Origin of the sequence: Mesorhizobium sp. M0048 (assembly GCF_040323405.1) — a bacterium.
In the GTDB taxonomy this organism is placed as follows: domain Bacteria; phylum Pseudomonadota; class Alphaproteobacteria; order Rhizobiales; family Rhizobiaceae; genus Mesorhizobium.
The window spans coordinates 1-20977 of record NZ_JAMYUV010000042.1 but is presented as its reverse complement, the minus strand read 5'-3'; the positions used below and the strand labels follow the sequence as shown (position 1 = coordinate 20977).

At 63.0% G+C, this 20977-nt stretch carries 19 protein-coding genes and 1 riboswitch; of the genes, 6 read left to right on the top strand and 13 right to left on the bottom strand.

Annotated features, from left to right (window positions below):
* Both blaOXA and thrS read left to right on the top strand, forming a co-directional pair.
* A complete protein-coding gene (blaOXA, locus tag NKJ84_RS25575; RefSeq protein ID WP_352508750.1) occupies nt 1-813 on the top strand; it encodes a class D beta-lactamase in 813 nt (270 codons plus the stop codon).
* Between the two features lie 168 nt (nt 814-981).
* A complete protein-coding gene (thrS, locus tag NKJ84_RS25570) occupies nt 982-2955 on the top strand; it encodes a threonine--tRNA ligase (RefSeq protein WP_352508749.1) in 1974 nt (657 codons plus the stop codon).
* Between the two features lie 122 nt (nt 2956-3077).
* Here the strand turns inward: thrS and NKJ84_RS25565 are convergent, their stop codons facing one another.
* A complete protein-coding gene (locus NKJ84_RS25565; protein ID WP_352508766.1) occupies nt 3078-4043 on the bottom strand; it encodes an RgsD C-terminal domain-containing protein in 966 nt (321 codons plus the stop codon).
* Nucleotides 4044-4199: 156 nt separating this feature from the next.
* Between NKJ84_RS25565 and NKJ84_RS25560 the strand changes: the two genes are divergently transcribed.
* A complete protein-coding gene (locus tag NKJ84_RS25560; RefSeq protein WP_352508748.1) occupies nt 4200-4784 on the top strand; it encodes a nitroreductase family protein in 585 nt (194 codons plus the stop codon).
* 18 nt (nt 4785-4802) lie between these two features.
* Here the strand turns inward: NKJ84_RS25560 and NKJ84_RS25555 are convergent, their stop codons facing one another.
* Together NKJ84_RS25555 and NKJ84_RS25550 are read right to left on the bottom strand one after the other, a co-directional pair.
* A complete protein-coding gene (locus tag NKJ84_RS25555; protein WP_352508747.1) occupies nt 4803-5684 on the bottom strand; it encodes an HpcH/HpaI aldolase/citrate lyase family protein in 882 nt (293 codons plus the stop codon).
* 3 nt (nt 5685-5687) lie between these two features.
* Nucleotides 5688-6137, bottom strand: coding sequence for a MaoC family dehydratase (locus NKJ84_RS25550; protein WP_352508746.1), 450 nt, complete (start codon nt 6135-6137; stop codon nt 5688-5690).
* A gap of 152 nt (nt 6138-6289) precedes the next feature.
* Here NKJ84_RS25550 and NKJ84_RS25545 point away from each other — a divergent pair, with 152 nt between their 5' ends.
* The gene (locus tag NKJ84_RS25545; RefSeq protein WP_352508745.1) at nt 6290-7411 is read left to right on the top strand and encodes a DUF2336 domain-containing protein; all 1122 of its coding nucleotides are present in this window, start codon (nt 6290-6292) and stop codon (nt 7409-7411) included.
* A gap of 151 nt (nt 7412-7562) precedes the next feature.
* On the opposite strand, the gene parE is transcribed toward NKJ84_RS25545, so the two are convergent.
* Complete coding sequence (gene parE / locus NKJ84_RS25540; protein WP_352508744.1) at nt 7563-9614, bottom strand: DNA topoisomerase IV subunit B; 2052 nt, start codon at nt 9612-9614, stop codon at nt 7563-7565.
* A gap of 274 nt (nt 9615-9888) precedes the next feature.
* Between parE and NKJ84_RS25535 the strand changes: the two genes are divergently transcribed.
* Nucleotides 9889-11058 carry a GGDEF domain-containing protein gene (locus NKJ84_RS25535; RefSeq protein ID WP_352508743.1) on the top strand — a complete coding sequence of 390 codons (1170 nt, stop codon included), beginning with the start codon at nt 9889-9891 and terminating at the stop codon, nt 11056-11058.
* Nucleotides 11059-11130: 72 nt separating this feature from the next.
* Here NKJ84_RS25535 and gcvP read toward each other — a convergent pair whose 3' ends face one another.
* The 4 genes from gcvP to NKJ84_RS25515 all read right to left on the bottom strand — a co-directional run bounded on the left by gcvP (nt 11131) and on the right by NKJ84_RS25515 (nt 16630).
* Nucleotides 11131-13941, bottom strand: a complete 2811-nt coding sequence (gene gcvP / locus NKJ84_RS25530) for an aminomethyl-transferring glycine dehydrogenase (protein ID WP_352508742.1) — start codon at nt 13939-13941, stop codon at nt 11131-11133.
* 16 nt (nt 13942-13957) lie between these two features.
* The gene (gene gcvH, locus NKJ84_RS25525) at nt 13958-14326 is read right to left on the bottom strand and encodes a glycine cleavage system protein GcvH (protein ID WP_352508741.1); all 369 of its coding nucleotides are present in this window, start codon (nt 14324-14326) and stop codon (nt 13958-13960) included.
* A 5-nt stretch (nt 14327-14331) separates the two neighbouring features.
* Complete coding sequence (gcvT, locus tag NKJ84_RS25520) at nt 14332-15450, bottom strand: glycine cleavage system aminomethyltransferase GcvT (RefSeq protein WP_352508740.1); 1119 nt, start codon at nt 15448-15450, stop codon at nt 14332-14334.
* A gap of 148 nt (nt 15451-15598) precedes the next feature.
* Nucleotides 15599-15685: riboswitch (glycine riboswitch) on the bottom strand.
* 117 nt (nt 15686-15802) lie between these two features.
* A complete protein-coding gene (locus NKJ84_RS25515) occupies nt 15803-16630 on the bottom strand; it encodes a transporter substrate-binding domain-containing protein (RefSeq protein ID WP_352508739.1) in 828 nt (275 codons plus the stop codon).
* Nucleotides 16631-16728: 98 nt separating this feature from the next.
* On the opposite strand from NKJ84_RS25515, the gene NKJ84_RS25510 reads away from it, so the two are divergent.
* Nucleotides 16729-17319, top strand: a complete 591-nt coding sequence (locus NKJ84_RS25510) for a DUF3011 domain-containing protein (RefSeq protein ID WP_352508738.1) — start codon at nt 16729-16731, stop codon at nt 17317-17319.
* 27 nt (nt 17320-17346) lie between these two features.
* Here NKJ84_RS25510 and NKJ84_RS25505 read toward each other — a convergent pair whose 3' ends face one another.
* The 5 genes from NKJ84_RS25505 to gfa form a co-directional block, all read right to left on the bottom strand.
* The gene (locus tag NKJ84_RS25505) at nt 17347-18156 is read right to left on the bottom strand and encodes a molybdopterin-binding protein (RefSeq protein WP_352508737.1); all 810 of its coding nucleotides are present in this window, start codon (nt 18154-18156) and stop codon (nt 17347-17349) included.
* A gap of 1 nt (nt 18157) precedes the next feature.
* Entirely contained in the window at nt 18158-19039 is an 882-nt protein-coding gene (locus NKJ84_RS25500) for a cytochrome b/b6 domain-containing protein (protein ID WP_352508736.1), read from the bottom strand.
* Nucleotides 19040-19143: 104 nt separating this feature from the next.
* Entirely contained in the window at nt 19144-19821 is a 678-nt protein-coding gene (locus NKJ84_RS25495; RefSeq protein ID WP_352508735.1) for a DUF1345 domain-containing protein, read from the bottom strand.
* Nucleotides 19822-19826: 5 nt separating this feature from the next.
* Nucleotides 19827-20294, bottom strand: coding sequence for a YaiI/YqxD family protein (locus NKJ84_RS25490; protein ID WP_352479738.1), 468 nt, complete (start codon nt 20292-20294; stop codon nt 19827-19829).
* A 66-nt stretch (nt 20295-20360) separates the two neighbouring features.
* Complete coding sequence (gene gfa, locus NKJ84_RS25485) at nt 20361-20930, bottom strand: S-(hydroxymethyl)glutathione synthase (protein ID WP_352508734.1); 570 nt, start codon at nt 20928-20930, stop codon at nt 20361-20363.
* Between the last annotated feature and the right edge of the window lie 47 nt (nt 20931-20977).

Here is a 20977-nt window from a genome sequence, read left to right as displayed (position 1 = left end):
ATGCGCCGGATAGATCGTCTTCCCTTCGTTTTCGCCGTGGTTCTCTATGTCCTGGCGTGGCTGTTGGGTTTTCCGATCCGTGCGCAATCGGCGCCGCTCGGGGAGGTCGAATGCACGCTGATCGTCGACGCCGCAAGCGGCGAGACGCTGTATCGCGAAGGAACCTGCGATCAGCGCGTTAGCCCCGCCTCCACGTTCAAGGTTCCGCTGGCGCTGATCGGCTACGATGCTGGAATCCTGAGCGACGAGCACACGCCAAGCTGGGAGTACAAGGCAGAGTTCAATGCGCCGAAACGGGACCGCAAGACCGTCGACCCGACGATCTGGGAAAGGGATTCGGTCATATGGTTCTCACGCGAGATTACGCGCCGGCTCGGCAGCAAACAATTTGCCGGCTACGTGTCGAAACTCGAGTATGGCAACACGGACGTTTCCGGAACTCCCGGCAAGAATGATGGACTCACCCATTCCTGGGTGAATTCTTCGCTCGAGATATCGCCCGTCGAGCAGGTCGATTTCCTGCGCAGGCTGCTGGCGCGAAAACTTCCGGTTTCGAACAAGGCCCACGCCATGACCGGTGCGATCATACCGACGTTTCGAGCAGGCGATTGGACGGTGCAGGGCAAGACCGGGACGACCGGGCTCGGCGACGTCGACAAGCGCTCGCTTGGCTGGTTTGTCGGCTGGGCGCAGAAGGATGCTCGCAAGATCGTCTTTGCCCGCCTGGTAATCGATACGGAACGTTCCGACACGCCCAAGGGACCCAAGACGCGGGCGATGTTCCTGAAAGAGCTGCCGAATCTCGTCAGATGACCATATCCGGCTTTACGGCGCCGAAAACTGTCCATAAAAGACCGCTCGCCGCCGGACGCATCCGGCTCTTACTTGATGTATGTCGTAACCCCAAAACAGCTAGGCAGTTTTGGGCGACGTGCATTTTTACCACCCGCGCTCGTTTGCGGGACTGGATAGGAGAATCTCATGCTGAATTCCGTTTCCCTGACATTTCCCGATGGCTCCGTCCGCGACTACGACGCGGCGATAACCGGCGCCGGCCTGGCGGAATCGATCTCGAAGTCGCTGGCCAAGAAGGCCGTTGCCTATTCGATCGACGGCACGCTGCGCGATCTTTCCGACCCGATCGGCAAGCCGGGCAAGGTCGAGATCATCACTCGCGAGGACCCGCGCGCGCTGGAGCTCATCCGTCACGATGCAGCCCATGTGCTGGCCGAGGCCGTGCAGGAACTTTGGCCGGGTACGCAGGTGACTATCGGGCCGGTGATCGAAAACGGATTCTACTACGATTTTGCCCGCAACGAGCCGTTCACGCCCGACGATTTCCCGGTGATCGAGAAGAAAATGCGCGAGATCATTGCGCGCAACAAGCCGTTCACCAAAGAGGTATGGTCGCGGGAAAAGGCGAAAAGGATCTTTGCCGACAAGGGCGAGCGCTACAAACTGGAGCTGATCGACGCCATTCCCGAGGATCAGGATCTCAAGATCTATGCGCAGGGCGACTGGTTCGACCTTTGCCGCGGCCCGCATATGGCCTCGACCGGCCAGATCGGCAGCGCCTTCAAGCTGATGAAGGTCGCCGGCGCCTATTGGCGCGGCGATTCGAACAACCCGATGCTGACGCGCATCTACGGCACGGCCTGGGCCGACCAGGCGCAGCTCGAAGCCTACCAGACGATGCTGGAGGAGGCCGAGAAGCGCGACCACAGGAAACTCGGCCGTGAGATGGACCTGTTCCATTTCCAGGAGGAGGGGCCGGGCGTCGTGTTCTGGCACGCCAAAGGCTGGAGGATGTTCCAGAACCTGGTCAATTACATGCGTCGCCGCCTCGACGAGCAGGGCTATCAGGAAGTCAACGCGCCGCAGGTGCTCGACAAGAGCCTGTGGGAGACATCAGGCCACTGGGGCTGGTACCGGGACAACATGTTCAAGGTGACGGTTGCTGGCGACGACACCGACGACGACCGGGTGTTTGCGCTGAAGCCGATGAACTGCCCCGGCCACGTCCAAATCTTCAAGCACGGGCTGAAGTCCTACCGCGATCTGCCGGTAAAACTTGCGGAATTCGGCAATGTGCATCGCTATGAGCCGTCCGGCGCGCTGCACGGGCTGATGCGCGTGCGCGGCTTTACCCAGGACGATGCCCACATCTTCTGCACCGAGGAACAACTCGCCGACGAGTGCATCAAGATCAACGATCTGATCCTCTCGACCTATGCGGATTTCGGCTTCGACGAAATCACCGTCAAGCTGGCGACCCGCCCCGAAAAACGGGTCGGCACCGACGCGATGTGGGATCATGCTGAGGGCGTGCTGCAGGACGTGCTCGACAAGATCGCGGCGCGGTCGGGCAACCGGATCAAGACGGGCGTCAATCCGGGTGAGGGCACGTTTTACGGGCCGAAGTTCGAATATGTGCTGAAGGACGCCATCGGCCGCGAATGGCAGTGCGGCACCACACAGGTCGACTTCAACCTGCCGGAGCGTTTTGGCGCCTTCTACATCGGCTCCGATTCGGAAAAGAAGCAGCCGGTGATGGTGCATCGTGCCATCTGCGGTTCCATGGAGCGGTTTCTAGGCATCTTGATCGAGAATTATTCGGGCCATTTCCCGCTCTGGTTCGCACCGCTGCAGGTGGTGGTGGCGACGATCACTTCCGATGCCGACGATTACGCGCGAAAGGTCGTCGCGCAGCTGAAGGCGGCCGGGCTGATTGCCGAAGCCGACCTGCGCAACGAGAAGATCAACTACAAGGTCCGGGAGCATTCGCTGGCCAAGGTCCCGGTCATCCTCGTCTGTGGCAAGCGCGAGGCCGAGGAAGAAACGGTCAATATCCGCCGTCTCGGTTCGCGCGACCAGGAATCGCTTGGTCTCGCAGCTGCCGTGAAGCTGCTTGCCGACGAGGCGGTGACACCCGACCGCAAGCGCCGCGCGGCCTGAACCAGCCGACCTGCAATGAATGGCGGTGGAGCGATCCACCGCCTATAACTGTTGCGCCGCGCGCCTATCCGGCAAATCGATCGACGTGTGCGCATGCGCAAGGCAGCTTAGAGGGGCGCGGCTTAGTCGGCGCCTTCCTCGGAATCGATGGCCGAAGCCTCTGTGGCCAGAACCTCGATATCCTGATTGTGCCCCGCCACCACCGTAAAGTCCTTCTGGTAGATGCGGTCGCGGTTCTTGGCGATGATGGTATAGTCGCCCTCGGCCAGCACCATCGAGGCAAAGGCACCGACGGTTTCCTTGATCGGATCGCCGGATTCGTTCAGCAGCGACCAGGAGGTGTCGGCGATCGCCTCGCCGCCCGGTTCGCGCACCAGCTTCATGGTCATCTCGGCGGCACGGTGCTCGACGGTCGCTTCAGTCAGCTTGCCGGCCTCGACGCGGATGTCGGAGCGGATGACCGCGTTCACAGCGCCATAGGTCGAAACAACGTGGTAGGTGCCGGCATTGAGCCGCACGACGCTGTTCGGCTCGACATCGGGTATGATCAGGGCGCGATCGCCGTCGGCCGCGGCGTGGCTCTCATAGATCGAGAAGCGCAGCTTCTTCGGCGGTATGCGCACCCCACCGGACAGCACGGCATCGAGCTTGAGGCCGCCGGCATCGAGCACGAGGCTCTCGCGCTTGGCTTCCTTGCCGACGGTGATGCGCTTGGTGGCGCCGGCCCGCCCGTAGGAGGCGTGGACCAGATAGGAACCCGGCTCGAGCTGGAATACGGCGGTACCGCCATGAGCGGAGGCGACCATCGGCAACTTGCCGTCGCTGGCCGATTCGGGCTTGAAGACGCGCCAGACGATGCCGCGCGTGATGTCGGCGCCCTTGTCTGTCAATTGCGCCGACAGCGTGATTGCCCCGCTGCTCCCCAACACCAGCGATGTCTCGCTTTTCGGAGGCGCATAGCCCGAAATTCCGGGAAGTTCCAGTTCGCCGAGGCCGTCCACATCCTGGGCGACGGCGAGCGAAACCGGCACCATCAACAGTGCGGCAGCGAGCCATATCAGGAAAAGACGCAATGTCCCCTCAAACATGCCTTGCGTTGAAGCCCAAGGCGGTGGCAATTTCAAGGCTTAAGAGTCCGGTCGGCTTCTGCTACAGGGCTCTTTGTCCGGCGCGCTGCGCCAATGCCCAAGCCGCCCGATGTCCCGATGGTGCGCTTCAGCTCAAATTCCAGGAGACTTGCGCCCATGGCGTCGCCGATCATCGATTTTCTGCTGACCCGAAATTCCGCGCCGATCCCAGATTTGAAAGAGCCGGCACCGGGCGATACGGAGATCGCGACGATGATCGCCGCCGCCTCGCGGGTGCCGGACCACGGCCGGCTGGAGCCCTGGCGTTTCATCCTCTATCGCGGCGAGTCTCGCATCGAGATCGGCAAGAAGCTGGCGGCACTTGCCGAGCAGCGTGAAGGACCGCTGCCGGAAGGCCGCCGCAACCAGGAATTGGCGCGCTTTTCGCGGGCGCCGCTGGTTATCGGCGTGATCTCGATCCCCAGGGAAAATCCAAAGATCCCGCAATGGGAGATGTTCCTGTCCGGCGGCATGGCGGCGATGAACCTGATGCTTGCCGCCAATGCGCTGGGCTACGGCACCAACATGATCAGTAACTGGTATTCCGACGTGCCCGAGGGCAGGGCGATCCTTGGCCTGGCGCCGCATGAACGGGTCGTCGGTTTTGTCCATATCGGCTCCTACCAGGGGCCGGCACCGGAGCGGCCACGGCCCGATCCCGCAAAGCTCTCTGCCGATTATTCAGGGCCGTGGCTGGGATAATTTCGGCGCGGAACAGACCTAAGCGCCAAGCCCAGCTACCCTGGCCCGCGCCAGGAGCCGCTCGGCCAGTTTTAGATGCGGCCGATCGTACATCTTGCCGTCGATTCCGACGACGCCGGGGTTTCCCGCCGCCTTAAATGCCTCGACGATCGCCAGGGCGCTTTTCACCGCTTGCGCCGAAGGCGTGAAGGCGGCGTTGATGACCGGCACCTGCGCCGGATGGATCGCCATCTTGCCGGTGAAACCGTCGCGCTCGGCCTCGGCGCATTCGGCCTCGAAGCCCGCCATGTCGCGAAAGTCCGGAAAGACGGTGTCGATTGCCGCGACTTCCGCGGCACTTGCGGTAAGCATGGTCATGGTGCGGGCGAGGCGGAACACATCCGTGTAGCGGCCATTCGCGTCGCGCGTCGCGCGCGCGCCGATCGCCGCCGACAAATCTTCCGCCCCCCAGGTGACGCCGACAAGCCGCGCGCTTGCACGGGCGTAGGTCGCTGCGGCCAAGACGCCTGCGGCCGTTTCTGTGATGATCGGCAGGATCTTTATAGCTCCATCCGGCAGGCCGCTTTCAGCTTCGTGCACCCTGAGCTTGGCCGAGAGATGCTGGACATCCAGTCCGCTGTTCGACTTAGGCAGCATGATGCCGTCTGGTTTTGCCGGCACGAGCGCCGCCAGATCGTCGTCGGTCAGTCCGGTCGAAAGATCGTTGACGCGCACATAGATCACGGAGCTGGTTCGGTGCCTGTGCCCGGCGATGAAACGCGCCGCTGTGTCGCGCGCCAGATCCTTGTTCTGCGCGGCAATCGAATCCTCGAGGTCGACGATGACCATGTCGGCGCCCACGCCAAAGCCCTTCTCCAGCTTTTTTTCCGAGTCGCCGGGGACGAAGAGCAGAGAACGCATCGGCTACGCCTTTTTCATCATCATGGCTTGCCTCGTGCATTTGGCAACCAGCATGTCGTTCTGGTTATAGGCGCGATGCTCGAACTCGACGATACCGCGGTCCGGTTTGGACCTGGAGTCGCGCACCGAAACCACCGTGGTCTCGACGCGAATGGTGTCGCCGTGGAAGACGGGGTGCGGAAACACTGTCTCCTTCATGCCGAGATTGGCGATGGTGGTGCCGACGGTGATGTCGTTGACCGAGATGCCGATCATCAGGCCAAGCGTGAACAGCGAATTGACCAGCGGCTTGCCCCATTCGCTCTTCGCCGCGAAGTCGAAATCGATGTGCAGCGGCTGCGGGTTCAGCGTCATCACCGAAAACAGCATATTGTCGCTTTCGGTCACGGTCTTGCGCAGCGTGTGCTTGAACACATGGCCGACAGCGAACTCCTCAAGATAAAGCCCGGCCATGGTCGATCTCCTCTGCTGCTTAAGGGTTGATAGGCGTTGCGTACCGGGCTCGCAAGCCAGTTAACGAACATGGTGAACCGTTCGTAAACCATTTGTGCCTACGGTCGCGACAGGGGCCAGAAGCGTTCTGGCAAAGGGCGTAAGCAGGCGACATGGTCGTTTCGCATTTCCTGAAATGGATCCACACGGCGAAGGTGTCGGAGCGCGTTGCAGCGGCAAGCGCACTTGCTCGCGCCTATGTCGATTCGGACCTGCCTTTCGAGGACCGCTGCGCTGCTGAGGCGGCGCTGACATTGCTGCTCGATGACGCATCCTCGAAGGTGCGACTGGCGATCGCCGACGCGCTTTCCATGAGCCATCATGCGCCGCCGCAGATCGTCAGCGCGCTGGCGTCGGACCAGCCGGAAGTCGCAGCCCTGGTGCTGGCGCGGTCGCCGCTGCTTACTGATGCCGACCTGATCGATCGGGTTGCCGGCGGCCAGAAAGCGACGCAGAGGGTGATCGCCGACCGGCCGCGCGTGTCGATGTCGGTTGCGGCGGCAATCGCCGAGATCGGCGAGCCGGAGGCCTGCATCACGCTGCTCGCCAACAGCGGCGCCGACATCGCATCGATCAGCTTTCGGCGCATGGCCGAGCGGCATGGCCATCTGCCTCTGGTGCGCGAGGCGCTGATTGCCGATGCGCGCCTGCCCGCCGATTGTCGGCATTTGCTGCTGGTCAAAGTGGGCGAGACGCTCAAGGGCTCGCCGCTGGTGCTGGCGCTGATGGGCGCCGCAAGAGCCGAGCGCGTCACGCGCGATGCCTGCGTCAAAGCTTCCGTGACATTGATCGAAGGCACGCGTGCCGAGGAACATACAGCGCTTGTCGAACATCTGCGTCTGCGCGGCGACCTGACCGCAAGCTTCGTCATCCGCACCATCGCGCACGGCAAGGTCGATTTCTTTGGTTCGGCCCTGGTCGCGCTCAGCCAGCAATCCGAACAACGGGTGAGAGCACTGCTGGCCGGCGGCCATGACGTGGCGCTGCAGGCACTGTTCCGCAGCGCCGGGCTTGCCGCCGCCACCCACGCCATCATCCTGCGCGCGCTGAAGGTCTGGCGCGAGGTCGCCAATGGCAAACGCCTCGCCGGCGTGCAGGAAGTCAGCTGGTTGATGCTGAAGGAATTGGGCGGGCAGTCCGCCGCGGGCGATCTCGCCGGGCTGATCAAGTCGATCCATCTCGACGCGTTGCGCGAGAACGCGCGCGGGCACGCGCTGGCGATCGCGGCTGCCTAAAGTGAAGCGGTTTTCCCTCCGGAATTGCTTTAGAACAAAGGAAAGAGCGGTTCGGCGTTTCCGTGAACGCTGAACCGTTCCAGGCCTCGTCCTTCGCGAAAATATCCGGGTAGCAACAACCGCCGTCTGTGGCTCACCTGGCAGAAGACGCTCAGATATCCAGCACTTCCGTCTCGGCGAATTCCGCGCGTTCCTGGATGAAGCGGAAACGGGCCTCGGGCTTGGTGCCCATCAGTGCGTCGACAGCATCCTTGGTCGCCGCCTCGGCGTCGATCACATCGACCCTGAGCAGCGTGCGCTTTCTCGGGTCCATGGTGGTTTCCTTGAGCTGGGCGGCCATCATTTCGCCCAGCCCCTTGAAGCGGCCGATTTCGACCTTGCCGCGCCCGGTGAATTCGGTGCGCAGGAGTTCGTCCTTATGCGCGTCGTTGCGGGCATAGCCGACCTTGCCGCCTTGGCGGATCGAATAAAGCGGCGGCACCGCCAGGTAGAGATGGCCGCCGCGGACCAGGTTTGGCATCTCCTGGTAGAAAAAGGTGATCAGCAGCGAGGCGATATGGGCGCCGTCGACATCGGCATCGGTCATGATGATGACCCGGTCGTAACGCAGGTCCTCGTCGCGGTATTTCGAGCGCGTGCCACAGCCCAAGGCCTGGATCAGGTCGGATATCTGCTGGTTGCCGGCAAGCTTGTCGCTGCCGGCACTGGCGACGTTGAGGATCTTGCCGCGCAGCGGCAGCACCGCCTGGCTGGCGCGGTCGCGCGCCTGCTTTGCCGAACCGCCGGCCGAATCGCCCTCGACGATGAAGAGCTCGGCGCCGGCGGCGGCATTCTGTGTGCAGTCGGCGAGCTTGCCGGGCAGGCGCAGCTTGCGCACCGCACTCTTGCGCGACACTTCCTTTTCCTGGCGGCGGCGCACCCGTTCGTCGGCGCGCGCGATCACCCATTCGAGCAGTTTCGAGGCCTCCTGCGGATTGTCCGCCAGCCAGTGGTCGAACGGGTCGCGGATGGCGGTTTCGACGATGCGGATCGCCTCGATCGTCGCCAGCCTGTCCTTGGTCTGGCCGACGAATTCCGGTTCGCGGATGAACACCGACAGCATGCCCGCCGCCGAGATCATCACATCCTCGGAAGTGACGATCGAGGCGCGCTTGTTGCCGACCAGATCGGCGTAGGCGCGCAAGCCGCGCGTCAGCACGTTGCGGAAGCCGGCCTCATGCGTGCCGCCTTCGGCGGTCGGAATGGTGTTGCAATAGGAATTGATAAAACCGTCGCCGCCGAACCAGGTCACGGCCCATTCGAGCGAGCCGTGACCGCCCTGCTTCTCGCTCTTGCCGGCGAACATTTCACGGGTCACCTGGAATTCGTCGCCGAGCGAGGCTTTCAGATAGTCCTTGAGGCCGCCCGGAAAATGGAATTCTGCCTTGGCCGGCGTCGTGTCCTTTTCCTTGATCAGCGAGGGATCGCAGGTCCAGCGGATTTCGACGCCGCCGAACAGATAGGCCTTTGACCGCGCCATGCGGTAGAGCCGCGCCGGCTCGAAAGCAGCACCCTTGCCGAAAATCTGCTCGTCTGGATGGAAGCGGATCTTCGTGCCGCGCCGGTTATGCACGTCGCCGAGCTGCTCAAGGCCGGTCACCGGAACGCCTCGTGAGAAGCGCTGGCGATAGAGCTTGCGCCCAATCGCGACCTCGACCTCGAGATGGTCGGACAGCGCGTTGACGACGGAAACGCCGACACCGTGCAGGCCGCCGGACGTCTCGTAAACCTTACTGTCGAACTTGCCGCCTGAATGCAGCGTCGTCATGATGAGTTCGAGCGCCGGCTTCTTGAATTTCGGGTGCGGATCGACCGGAATGCCGCGGCCGTTGTCGGTGACTGACAGGTATCCGTCGGCGGAAAGCTCGACATCGATGAAGGTCGCATGGCCGGCGACCGCCTCGTCCATCGAATTGTCGATGACCTCGGCAAACAGATGGTGCATCGCCTTGTCGTCGGTGCCGCCAATGTACATGCCCGGGCGGCGGCGCACCGGCTCCAGCCCCTCCAGCACCTCGATGTCGGCGGCACTGTAACTCTCGCTGGCGTCGCGGGGCGCCGGCCGCTTCGCCGCCTGCACCAGCGGATCGGCCGGGCGCGCGGCGGCGCGAGCAGGCTGAGGCTGCTTGTCCAATTTGGCGAAAAGATCGTTGTTGTCGTCCATGCCGGTCCTGGATTCCGATGCTGCGAATCACCACCCGATACTGCCACGCTTTTCGCGGGCAGGCGACGGAGGTTCCTGTTACGTTCGAGGATAGAGCCTCTTACTGCAAAACCATTCGACAGCCAAGCGGCGGAAATGGGGTCGAAGCTTGGAGCATCGACGCTTTGTAAACCTTGTCCGAAGGTTACGCCGGAAGACTGGCTGAAAAAACGGTATTTGCGGACTGTCGCTGACCTAGAATGCAGCGGAACGCTCACGAGGCTGTCGCTTACGCATGTTGGATTACAGTTCGCTCCTGCTCGCGGCGGCGCTGTCGGGCACGTGCCTTAGCATCACAATGTTTGCGATCTGGTTCACCGCGCCACAGGCACGCTTTGTGCTGACGGTGGCGTGCGGCATTCTCGTGCTCGTCGCACATGTGGTGCTGTTCTGGCATTACACCAGGGATCCAAGCGCCTGGCTCTGCCAGATCGTGCTTGCGCTTCTCAGCCTCGGTTTCCTGATTATCTGCCTGTCGGCCATGCAATATCTCGGCATAGGCGATTACAGGCGCGCCATCTTGCCGACCTTGGTTGCGACGGCTGTTTGCGCGGGCGCGACGTATCTCGGGTTTGATGGTGTCGGCTTCATCGTCACCTACGCGACGGTAACGGCGCTGCTCTCGCTCATCGGGGTGATGTTCTGGATTGAGGGTGGTCACGATCGCCGGATATTGCTGGTCGTCTCGTTCCTGAGCGGCGTCTGTGCGCTGTCGTTCGGACTTTGCGGCGCGGTCCTGCTGGTCAAGGGGCAATGGGTGCTGGGTGTTGCGCCCGACAATTGGGCCGAGCGGGTGAATTCCGTCGTAGCCGTCGCCTGCATGACCGGGCTCGGCGCATTGACGCTCTCCCTGCACCATTTGCAGGCGCAGATCGAATTGAAGGCCGAGACGATGACCGATCCATTGACCGGGCTGATGAACCGGCGGGCGTTGACGGCACTCTACGGCGAGCGGGTCTTCGGCCCGTTCATGTCCGTCGCCATGTTCGACCTCGACCATTTCAAGAGAACGAACGACGTTTTCGGTCATCCGGTCGGCGACCAGGTTCTGCGCCGCTTTGCCGCTGTCATCAGGAAATACGCCAGGACCGGCGTCGACGCGTTCCGGTTGGGCGGCGAGGAGTTCGTGCTCGTCATGTCGCGGATGACGGAAGAGAAGGCCTATGACATTGCGAGCAAGATCAGCGTCGCCTTCGGCACAGAAGTCGTGGCCACACAACTTGGTCCGTTGCGAAGCACAGTCAGCGGCGGCATCGGCTTTGGCGGAACAAACGGCACCGGTCTCGACGATGTGCTGGCCGAAGCCGACGCAGCACTCTATGCGGCAAAGCGCGCCGGGCGAAATCGCGTCGTCGTTCGGGACCGGGCGAGCAAGGCCGACGGGCCGGCCTTGCGTTCTGCCTGATTGGGGTTTCTATCTTCTTGTTAGACCCATGATCTTGTCGGAAAACCGGATTCCACTTTTCGGAATCATGATCTATTCCGCCGCACCCAGATATTCCGACAGCGGCGGGCAGGAGCAGACAAGGTTGCGGTCGCCGGCGACATTGTCGATGCGTGACACCGGCGGCCAGTATTTTGCTGCCGTATCGGCATCGCCGGCGGGGTAGGCCGCCTCCAGACGCGAATAGGGATGTGTCCACTGGCCGGCCAATGCCTCGGCGGCGGTGTGCGGAGCGTTGACCAGAGGATTGTCGGCCAACGGCCATTCGCCCTTCGCCACCTTGGCTGCCTCGCCGGCTATGGCGATCATCGCTTCGCAGAAACGATCCAACTCGCGCTTGGGCTCGGATTCGGTCGGCTCCACCATCAGCGTGCCAGCGACCGGGAACGACATGGTCGGCGCGTGGAAGCCATAGTCGATCAGCCGCTTGGCGATATCGTCGACGCTGATGCCGGCGCTGTCCTTGAGCACGCGGGTGTCGAGGATGCATTCATGCGCGACGCGTCCGTTGCGCCCCTTGTAAAGCAGGGGGAAATGCTCGCCAAGCCGCGTCGACACATAGTTGGCGGAGATGATCGCCGTCTCGGTCGCCTGCTTCAGGCCGGAAGCGCCCATCATGCGAATATACATCCAGGTGATCGGCAGGATCGAGGCGCTGCCGAACGGTGCCGCCGCCACGGCATGGACCGAGCCTTCGGTGACGTGGCCGGGCAGATGCGGCTTCAGATGCGCCTTGACGCCGATCGGGCCGACGCCGGGGCCGCCGCCGCCATGCGGGATGCAGAAGGTCTTGTGCAGGTTCATGTGGCAGACGTCGGCGCCGATATCGCCGGGACGGGCGAGGCCGACCAGCGCGTTGAGGTTGGCGCCGTCGAAATAGACCTGGCCGCCATGGCTGTGGACGAGGGCGCAAAGGTCGCGCGCGCCTTCCTCGAAGACGCCATGCGTCGAGGGATAGGTGAACATCAGCGCCGCGAGATTATGCGCATGCTCGGCCGCCTTGGCCTGCAGGTCGTCCATGTCGATATTGCCGTCCTCGGTGCAGCGCACGACGACGACGCTCATGCCGGCCATGGCCGCACTTGCCGGATTGGTGCCATGCGCCGAGGAGGGGATCAGGCAGACGGTGCGATGGCCTTCGCCGCGTGACAGATGATAGCGGCGAACGGCGAGCAGCCCGGCATATTCGCCCTGGCTGCCAGCATTGGGCTGCAGGGTCACCGCGTCGAAGCCGGTGATCTCCGCCAGCCAGCCTTCCAGCTCGTCGATCATGGCGCGATAGCCTATCGAATGGTTTGCCGGGGCGAAGGGATGCAGGTTGGCGACATCAGGCCAGCTCACCGGCATCATTTCGGCGGCGGCGTTGAGCTTCATGGTGCAGGAGCCGAGCGGGATCATGGCGCGGTCAAGCGCCAGGTCCTTGTCGGCCAGCCGGCGCAGGAAGCGCATCATGTCGGTTTCCGAGTGGTTTTCGCGGAAGACGGGCTGGGTGAGGAACTCCTTGCCGCGCGGTTTTCCGGGCGTGGAACTGCCGGCGGCAACGCCGGCCTTAGCGCCGAAAAGTGCTGCGATCGCCTCCAGATCGGCTTCGGTGGAGGTCTCGTCGAAGCTGATGCCGACATGGTCGGCGTCGATGACGCGCAGCAGGCGGCCCGTCTTTTCTGCGGCGGCGGCAATCGCGCCGGCTCTGCCCTTCACTTCCGCAGTCACCGTGTCGAAGCGGCTTTCGCCGATCACCGAAACGCCCGCTGCCTTGAGGCCGACGGCCAGGCAGTTGGCCAGCGTGTGGACGCGGCCGGCAATCGCCTGCAGCCCGGCAGGGCCATGCCAGATCGCGTAGGCCGTCGCCATATTGGCGAGCAACGCCTGTGCGGTGCAGATGTTGGAGGTCGCCTTGTCGCGGCGGATATGCTGTTCGCGTGTCTGCAAAGCCAGGCGATAACCGGGACGGCCCTTGCTATCCGTCGACTGGCCAACAAGCCGGCCGGGCATCAGCCGCGTCAGCCTGTCGGAGACGGCGCAATAGGCGGCGTGCGGCCCGCCAAAGCCCATCGGCACGCCAAAACGCTGCATCGGGCCGACGGCGATGTCGGCGCCAAGCCTGGCCGGCGCATCGGTCAGCGTCAAGCCAAGCGGGTCGGCGATGAAGACGACCAGCGCGCCGGCGGCACGGGCCTTGTCGATCGCTGCCTTGTGATTGCCGTAGACGCCGAATGTATCGGGCCAGGAGACCAGCAGGGCGGCGGTGTTGTCGTCGATCACCTCGCCGTCCACCTCGATGCCGAGGGGCTCGGCGCGGGTGCGCACGACGTCCAGCGTCTGCGGGTGCGGCGTGCCGGCCAGTGCCACCTTGGTGCGCTTGTCGCGATGATGGCGCAGCGCAATGCCGACCGCTTCGGCCACCGCCGTCGCCTCGTCGAGCAGCGAGGCCGATGCCACCGGCAGGCCGGTCAATTCTGTCACCAGCGTCTGGAAGTTGAACAGCATTTCCAGCCGGCCCTGGCTGATCTCGGCCTGGTAAGGCGTGTAGGCGGTATACCAGGCCGGGTTCTCGAACAGGTTGCGCTGGATCACCGGCGGCACATGGACGCCATGATAGCCGGCACCGATAAAGCTCTTCAGCACCGTGTTCTTTGCCATCGTCGCCGCGAGCTCGGCCAGCGCTTCCGCTTCGCTTGCGGGGGCGGGCAGGGCCAGCGGCCGGTCGAGCCGGATCGACTTCGGCACTGCCTGACTGATCAGGGTCTCGACCGACGGGACGCCGATCGTCGCCAGCATGGCTCTGACGTCATGGAGGCCCGGGCCGATATGGCGAGCCGAGAAGGGGTAGGGTGCTGCGGTCATCTTCCTGGTCCTGCTATCAACCAATATGGGCTTTGTAAGCGGCTTCATCGAGGAGCCCATCGAGCTGGCTCTCATTGGCCAGCTTCATCTTCCACAGCCAGCCGTCGCCGGTTGCCGCCGAATTGACGAGCGAAGGATCGGCCGACAGCGCGGTATTGGCCTCGGTGATCTCGCCGTCGACCGGCGCGTAGACATCCGATGCGGCCTTGACCGATTCGACCACCACGGCGGTGTCGCCCTTGGCTAGCTTTCTGCCCAATTCCGGCAGCTCGACAAAGACGAGGTCGCCGAGCTGCTGCTGTGCGTAGTCGGTGATGCCGACCGTGGCGACGCCGCCCTCGACGCGAAGCCATTCGTGATCTTCGGTGAAATAGGTCTTTGCCATTGAAATCATCCTTTGCGGTAGCGATGGGGCGTGAAGGGCAAGGGGTGGATGTCGACCGGGATTTTCGTCCCGCGGACATCGGCGAACAGTTTTGCGCCGGATTTGGCAAGCGGCGTCTGGACGTAGCCCATGGCGACCGGATGACCGGCCGAGGGGCCGAAGCCGCCAGAGGTGACATGGCCGGCAGGGTTGCCGTCGGCATCGAAAAGGGCAGCACCGGCGCGCACCGGCTGGCGGCCTTCCGGCTTCAGGCCGACGCGTTTTTGCGCTGGACCACGCTCCAGGATGGCACGCAGCGCATCGGCGCCGATGAAGGCGCCCGAGGCGCGAACCTCCTTGGGGATGGCCCACATCAGCCCGGCGCTGGCCGGATCGATCTCCGGCGTGATGTCCAGCCCGTGCAGGCACAGTCCGGCTTCAAGCCGCAGGCTGTCGCGGGCGGCAAGGCCGACCCACATCACCCGCTCGTCCTCGAGCAGCCTGGCGACGAGGTTTCTTGCATCCGCTTCCGGCAGGCCGATCTCGAAGCCGTCTTCGCCGGTATAGCCGGACCGGCTCATGAACCATTTTTCGCGCGGCTCGATACCGTGCATGAACACCAGCGAACCCGTCTCGATGCCGGCGCGGGAAAGGGCAGCCCATGCTTCGGGGCCCTGGATGGCAAGGAAGACGCGGTCGAGTGCGTCCACCTTCACGTCGAAATCGCCCTCTGCTTCGAAATTTTTGGCCAATGCGCGCAGATGCTTTTCGTCGGCGGCGGCATTGCCGGCATTGGCGACCATCATGAAGCGCTCGGCGCCAAGCCTGGTGACGATCAGATCGTCCAGAATGCCGGCGGCCTCGTTGAGGAAGAACGTATATTTGGACAGGGAAACCTCAAGCGCGCCGGCATCGAACGGGCAGGCGCGGTTCAGAAGCGCTGCTGCCCCCGAACCGCTGATTTCGAACAGCTTCATGTGCGAGATGTCGAACAGGCCGGCATGCTCGCGGCTGTGCAGATGCTCTTTCATCACACCGGCCGGATAGGTCAGCGGCATCGACCAGCCGGCGAAGGCGCCAAAGCGCGCACCGGCTGCCACATGCAGATCTTCGAGGGGAAGGTGTTTGGTGTCGTCGCCCGTCATGTCATCTCCAGAGTCGCACGCAAGCGGCCGCGAATGGCGACCAGTCCGTGCCCCTCTGTCTGAAGCCTGAGAGACTCGCGCCCCGTAACTCTGTCGGCAGCGCTTACACCTTCGGCGCGGGGGCAAGCCCCGACTTTCCAGAGTGTCTTTCCCGTCTACGGTTCTTTTGCCTGAGAGATTTCGGGCGATTTCCCCTTCGGCGGCAGCTCTCGCTGCTCTCTCCCGCAAACAGGTAGGACTCGGTCAGGAGCCCTCGACTCGTCATCCATAGCCCGTGGACGACACCTTGTCACCTGCCAGCGACATTTTTACTGGCAAGTCTTCGCTGCCTCGTCGCGAAAAGGTCGCGACCCTATTGTTTTGCGGGCTCGGGCTTGGCTGTCTCGAAGCGCGACATCCATTTGAAGCTGCCGAACCAGTAGCGGCGAACGCCGCCTATGGTGCCGTCGGCGGTGCGCGCGCCGATCCAGTTGTTGACGTATTGGATGAGGCGGACATCGTCCGGCCGCATGGCAAACGCTTCCGGCGTCCGCAACAGCGGGCCGCCCACCAGCTTGAGCTTGGCGTCATAAAGCCTGGCGGCCATTTGCGTCGTCGGCGATGTCGCCACCATCGCCTGTGCTTGCCCGCTGATGACGGCGGCGAAAACATCGGCCGCATTGTCGAATGACACGATGGCCGCTTTCGGGAATGCTTCCCTCGCGGCGGCTTCGTCCGTCGAGTTGGAGAGCACGGCGATCTTGTAGCCCGGCGCCGCCAGTGCCTTGCCCGGCCTTTTCCCAAGACTGGCGATCGTCGCCACCATTCGGATATCGGCGGTACCGGTCTGGTCGGAGAACACCACCTCGCGTGCGCGTTCCGGCGTGCTGGCGTAGCCCGCCGCGATCATGTCGAAATCACCCTTGAGCAATCGCGTCTTGAGGTCGTTCCATGGCACCTCGACCAGCTTCAGGTCGACGCCGAGATCGGACGCCAGCGCACTGGTCAGGTCGACATCATAGCCGGCGAACTTCCCGTCGGCCTTCTTGAGGATCCATGGCGGGTTGAGCGCGACGCCGACCGTCAGTGTCTTCTGATCGATGATGCGCTTGAGGCTGTCGTCCGCCCGGGCTGGCAGCAGCGACAAAGCCAACCATGCAGAAAGGGCAAGTATAATAGTGGCGATAATCTTAGCGCGCATTAATATAACCTCACTGAGCCCGTCCGGTTGTCAGACTTACACAGAGGTGCCATTCTGTCGATAGCGGACCCTGATGGAGAGTTGCAATGTCGGCACGGATGGCGGTTACCGGTTCGATGATGTTCCTGGGTTGCATCCTGGGCAACCCGGCGAAGCTTTCGTTGCTGCCGGCGGCAGCGCAGGCTGCGGGGGCAAAACGCGTGGTCTGCTCCAGCGCCGATTACCGTTATTCCTATTGCGGGGTCGATACGCGACGTGGCGTGCAGTTGACCTCCCGTCTATCGAAGGCGCGTTGCGTATACGGTAGAAGCTGGGGCTATGACGGCGGCGGCATCTGGGTCGACAATGGTTGCTCGGCCGAATTCGCAGTCGCCGGCCCCAACCGTAACCCCTCTGCTGGCGACCTCGCCGCAGCCATTATCGTCGGCGGCGTGGTAGGCGCCATTCTCGACAACAGCAATTCGCATCGCCATCATTCCGATAATTACTATCCGAAGCCGCGCCCGCGCCGTTACGACCAATCGATTGATCCGACGCCGCAATTCGACAATCAGGGCAATCCCAACTTCGATACCCACGGCAACTACCAAGGACCGCACGGGCTTGGGAAGCTCGTCACCCCGGACGATAATCCCGACCTGAATCCGGCCCTGCGCAGCGACGGCGACGACAGCGACGATGACAGTTAGTTTAGGTGAAACTGAGATCAGTTTCAGTCAGATGCCGCCGTACCAGTCGTAGCCATTGTCCTCCCAATAGCCGCCTCTGCCGCCGCCGATATTGGCGAAGCCGTCGACCAGCTCGATCTTGTAGAGGTATTTCGGCATCTTGTAGCCGAGCTGGCGCTCGACGCGGACGCGCAGCGGCGCGCCGTTCTCGACCGGCAGCGGCTTGCCGTTGAGGCCATAGGCAAGGATCGTCTGCGGATGACGGGCATCGATCAGGTCGATCGAGCCGTAATATTTGATATCGCCGGCAAGGCTGCGGTCGATCGTATCGAGGCAGTGGAACATGACATAGCGCGCCTGCGGCTTGACCACGGCCTGGTCGAGCACCAGCGACAGCGGCGTGCCGGTCCATTTGGCAATGCAGCTCCAGCCTTCGACGCAGTCGTGGCGGGTGATCTGGGTGCGGCTCGGCATGTTCATCAGCTGCTCGCGGGTCAGCGACAGCGGCTTTTCGACAAGGCCGGAAACCTCCAGCCGCCAGTCGGCGAAATCGCTGGCGAGCAGGCCCTTGTAGAAATCGTCGTCGGGTGCGGTGACGCCGTTCGGCCGCTGCGGCTGGCGAATGTCGGCCTCGGTGAATTCCGGCGCCAGCGCATCAGCGCCGGCAAGCAGTCGCTGCGCCCACCAGGTCAGGCCATTGGCGCTTTCGAGGAAGCTGCGCAGGCTGTCGCCGACGCCAAGCTGGCTGTCGAAGGCGTCGCAGCCCGACAGCATGATGCCGGAAAGGCCGAGGCTGGCCGAGGTCAGGAACTTTCTTCGGCTTATCTGTAGCTTGGGGCTGATCTCGAATTTCGCCATGTCAGGCACTCCTCTCTGGCGCATTGTCGGCATGCGCCGGCGGGTCGGTTCGATACCAGCCGGTGATGATTGAGCGCAGCTCGTTAATCGGACCGGCGGCCAGGATCATCAGGATGTGGATAATGAAGAAGGCGACGAGCAGCAGCATCACCGTGAAATGAATGGTGCGCGCCGTCTGTCGGCCTCCGAGCAAATCGTTCAGGAACGGCAGCACCGAATCCATGCTCGGCGACATGGCAAGGCCGGTGATGATCATCAGCGGCAGCAGCACGAACAGCACGCCGCCATAAGCCATCTTCTGCAAGGTGTTGTATTCGCGCCTGTGGTGAAACCTGAACCTGGCGTGGTCGACAAGGTCTTGCGGCAGCCGCCTGATGTCATCGAGGCGCGGGGCAAGATCGCGGCGCAAATGGCCGTTGATGAGGCTGGCGACCAGCCAGACCAGCGTGGTGGTGGTCAGCACCCAGGCAAAGAAGAAATGAACGACGCGCGCGGTGCCGAGATCGTAATAGGAAGGGATCGTCGCCCAGGACGGGAAAGCCCGGGAAGTCTCCTGGCCGGCCGGACCCGACCAGCCGAGCACGCCGGTGGTATCGAAGCGCTTGCCGAAGATTTCGGTATAGCCGCGCGGGCCAGCCGCGGTATTCTCGGCGCCGATGGCGAAGATGGTGTTGTTGTAGCCAAAGCCCGACTCCTTGCCGATGTAGAGCTGCGGGCGGGCGTTGAAGATCTGCAGGCCGGAAAGCAGCATGAAGAACAGCGCGATCGCCCATAGCCAATGCGTCAGCCGCGTCCAGCGTGACTGGCGATAGATCAGTGTCGCATCCGTCGAAGCAGCGCTATCTGCTCCGGTGCTGGCTTCGCCTCTGGCAACTGATTCCATATCTTCCGTGCCTCCCTGCCAAGCGGTTCCACATGGCCTGTCAGATCTCTTCTCCTCCCAATACGTCGCCAGCCTACGCGATGTTTCACCCGATCACGGATTTATTACGGACTGCCAAGGCTGACGGCGAGGTTGACCGCGGCTGCCACGATGACCGTGTTGAAGAAGAACGACAGGATCGAATGCACAAGCACGACACGGCGCATTTGCGAGGTCGTGATGTTGGTGTCGGCGGTTTGCGCCGTCATTCCGATCACCGTGGCGAAATAGAGGAAATCCGAGCCTTCCGGCCGTTTGCCTCCGGGGAAGTCGAGGCCGCCGACCGGAATCCTCTTTTTGGTGTCGCCATCCATCGCGTCGCCGTCCATCCAGTAGAGATGCGCGTAGTGAAGTGCGGCCATGGCATGGATGGTCAACCAGCCAAGCGGGATGGACAGCAGCGCCACCGTAAGCTCGACGGCGTCCGCGCTCTTCTCCCTGTTGATCAATTGAAACAACGAAATGATGGCAATAGCGACCACAACCAGAGTGACCGCGAAGATCGCCAGTACCGGCAGGTCCGTGTCGCCTGCATTCTTGCGCAGATAGCTGCCGGTAAGCCGTGGCATGTGGGCGATGACAAGAACGAGATAGGCGGCAAAGAACACGTTGGCGCCGATCGAATAGGCGAGCGGCGCACGCCAGATCAGCGCTGCGCCAAAGGCTGCCACGCCGATGCAGGCCGACACCGCGAACAGCGTGTGGCGTCGCATGGGCATCTTGGTCGTGGTACCGGTCGCCATGGTTTTCAGTCCGCTGGCGCGGATTTCAGCGCTCGCCGTAGGATGCGGTCAAGCTCGCCTAGGAACCGCGAGCGATCCTGCGGCGCGAAGCTCGAATTGTAGCCCTTGCTCTCGCCGGTTTCGCGCAGGTGCTGCTTGAGGTCGCGCATCGCCACCGCCATGCCGATCGTTTCGGGCGTAAACGGGCGTCCGGTCGGACCAAGTACGTGGGCGCCAAGCGCCACCGCGCGCGCGGCAAGCGGGATATCGGCGGTCACCACAATGTCGTTGGACCGGGCATTTTCGACGATCCAGTCGTCGGCGGCATCGGCGCCCTTGGGGACGACGACATTGCGGATCATCGGATCGCGCGACGGACGCAAGCCGCCATTGGAGACGAAGGTGACGACGATGCCGTGCCGCTCGGCGACTTTTTCGACCTCGGCCTTCACCGGGCAAGCGTCGGCGTCGACGAGAATAGCAGGTGCGGGCATCGTTGTTCCAAATGTGAAAGAGCCGGGCGATGTCGCCCGGCTCGATCGATGGTAGTCGAGCGGCTACTAGGCCGGCAACGCGCCGGATCTCTTGGCCGTCCAGGTGGCGATATAGTCCATCAGGCCAGGATTGAGGCAATCATAAGGTTCGAGCCCGATCGACTTCAGCTGTGACCTTATGCCGTCCATGCGGCTCGGATCGACACCGGATTCAATGATCGACGAGACAAAGGCGGTGAAGCCCGGCGGCGACCAGCCGTCCTCCTGGAAGCGCTCCGGATGGATGAAGGACAGCCCCTTGAAAGCGTGGTCGCGCTCGACCGGGCCGTGCATGTGGACGCCGCAGCCGGTGCAGGCATGGCGCAGGATCAGCGCGCCCGGATCGACCACCTTCAGCTTGTCGCCGTTTTCGGTCACCGTCACGTCGTTTGTACCGGCAACCGCCACGACCGAGAACAGCGCGCCTTCCGGCTTCCAGCATTTGGTGCAGCCGCAGGCATGGTTATGGGCGATCTGGCCCTTGACCTTCACCTTGACCGGGTTGCTGGTGCAGGCGCAGACCAGCGTGCCGCCGGCAAAGTCGGGCTTTTCCCGGGGCAATCCATTGTCGATTTTAGGGTGCAGTTTTTCCGGCATTTTTGTCTCCTCCCGTGTTGAACATGTGCATTTTCGGCCGCTGGCTG

Excerpts from the sequence above, each read along its gene's own strand:
- blaOXA (WP_352508750.1), top strand. The coding sequence starts at position 1 with ATGCGCCGGATAGATCGTCTTCCCTTCGTTTTCGCCGTGGTTCTCTAT.
- thrS (WP_352508749.1), top strand. The coding sequence starts at position 982 with ATGCTGAATTCCGTTTCCCTGACATTTCCCGATGGCTCCGTCCGCGAC.
- NKJ84_RS25565 (WP_352508766.1), bottom strand. The coding sequence starts at position 4,043 with ATGTTTGAGGGGACATTGCGTCTTTTCCTGATATGGCTCGCTGCCGCA.
- NKJ84_RS25560 (WP_352508748.1), top strand. The coding sequence starts at position 4,200 with ATGGCGTCGCCGATCATCGATTTTCTGCTGACCCGAAATTCCGCGCCG.
- NKJ84_RS25555 (WP_352508747.1), bottom strand. The coding sequence starts at position 5,684 with ATGCGTTCTCTGCTCTTCGTCCCCGGCGACTCGGAAAAAAAGCTGGAG.
- NKJ84_RS25550 (WP_352508746.1), bottom strand. The coding sequence starts at position 6,137 with ATGGCCGGGCTTTATCTTGAGGAGTTCGCTGTCGGCCATGTGTTCAAG.
- NKJ84_RS25545 (WP_352508745.1), top strand. The coding sequence starts at position 6,290 with ATGGTCGTTTCGCATTTCCTGAAATGGATCCACACGGCGAAGGTGTCG.
- parE (WP_352508744.1), bottom strand. The coding sequence starts at position 9,614 with ATGGACGACAACAACGATCTTTTCGCCAAATTGGACAAGCAGCCTCAG.
- NKJ84_RS25535 (WP_352508743.1), top strand. The coding sequence starts at position 9,889 with ATGTTGGATTACAGTTCGCTCCTGCTCGCGGCGGCGCTGTCGGGCACG.
- gcvP (WP_352508742.1), bottom strand. The coding sequence starts at position 13,941 with ATGACCGCAGCACCCTACCCCTTCTCGGCTCGCCATATCGGCCCGGGC.
- gcvH (WP_352508741.1), bottom strand. The coding sequence starts at position 14,326 with ATGGCAAAGACCTATTTCACCGAAGATCACGAATGGCTTCGCGTCGAG.
- gcvT (WP_352508740.1), bottom strand. The coding sequence starts at position 15,450 with ATGACGGGCGACGACACCAAACACCTTCCCCTCGAAGATCTGCATGTG.
- NKJ84_RS25515 (WP_352508739.1), bottom strand. The coding sequence starts at position 16,630 with ATGCGCGCTAAGATTATCGCCACTATTATACTTGCCCTTTCTGCATGG.
- NKJ84_RS25510 (WP_352508738.1), top strand. The coding sequence starts at position 16,729 with ATGGCGGTTACCGGTTCGATGATGTTCCTGGGTTGCATCCTGGGCAAC.
- NKJ84_RS25505 (WP_352508737.1), bottom strand. The coding sequence starts at position 18,156 with ATGGCGAAATTCGAGATCAGCCCCAAGCTACAGATAAGCCGAAGAAAG.
- NKJ84_RS25500 (WP_352508736.1), bottom strand. The coding sequence starts at position 19,039 with ATGGAATCAGTTGCCAGAGGCGAAGCCAGCACCGGAGCAGATAGCGCT.
- NKJ84_RS25495 (WP_352508735.1), bottom strand. The coding sequence starts at position 19,821 with ATGGCGACCGGTACCACGACCAAGATGCCCATGCGACGCCACACGCTG.
- NKJ84_RS25490 (WP_352479738.1), bottom strand. The coding sequence starts at position 20,294 with ATGCCCGCACCTGCTATTCTCGTCGACGCCGACGCTTGCCCGGTGAAG.
- gfa (WP_352508734.1), bottom strand. The coding sequence starts at position 20,930 with ATGCCGGAAAAACTGCACCCTAAAATCGACAATGGATTGCCCCGGGAA.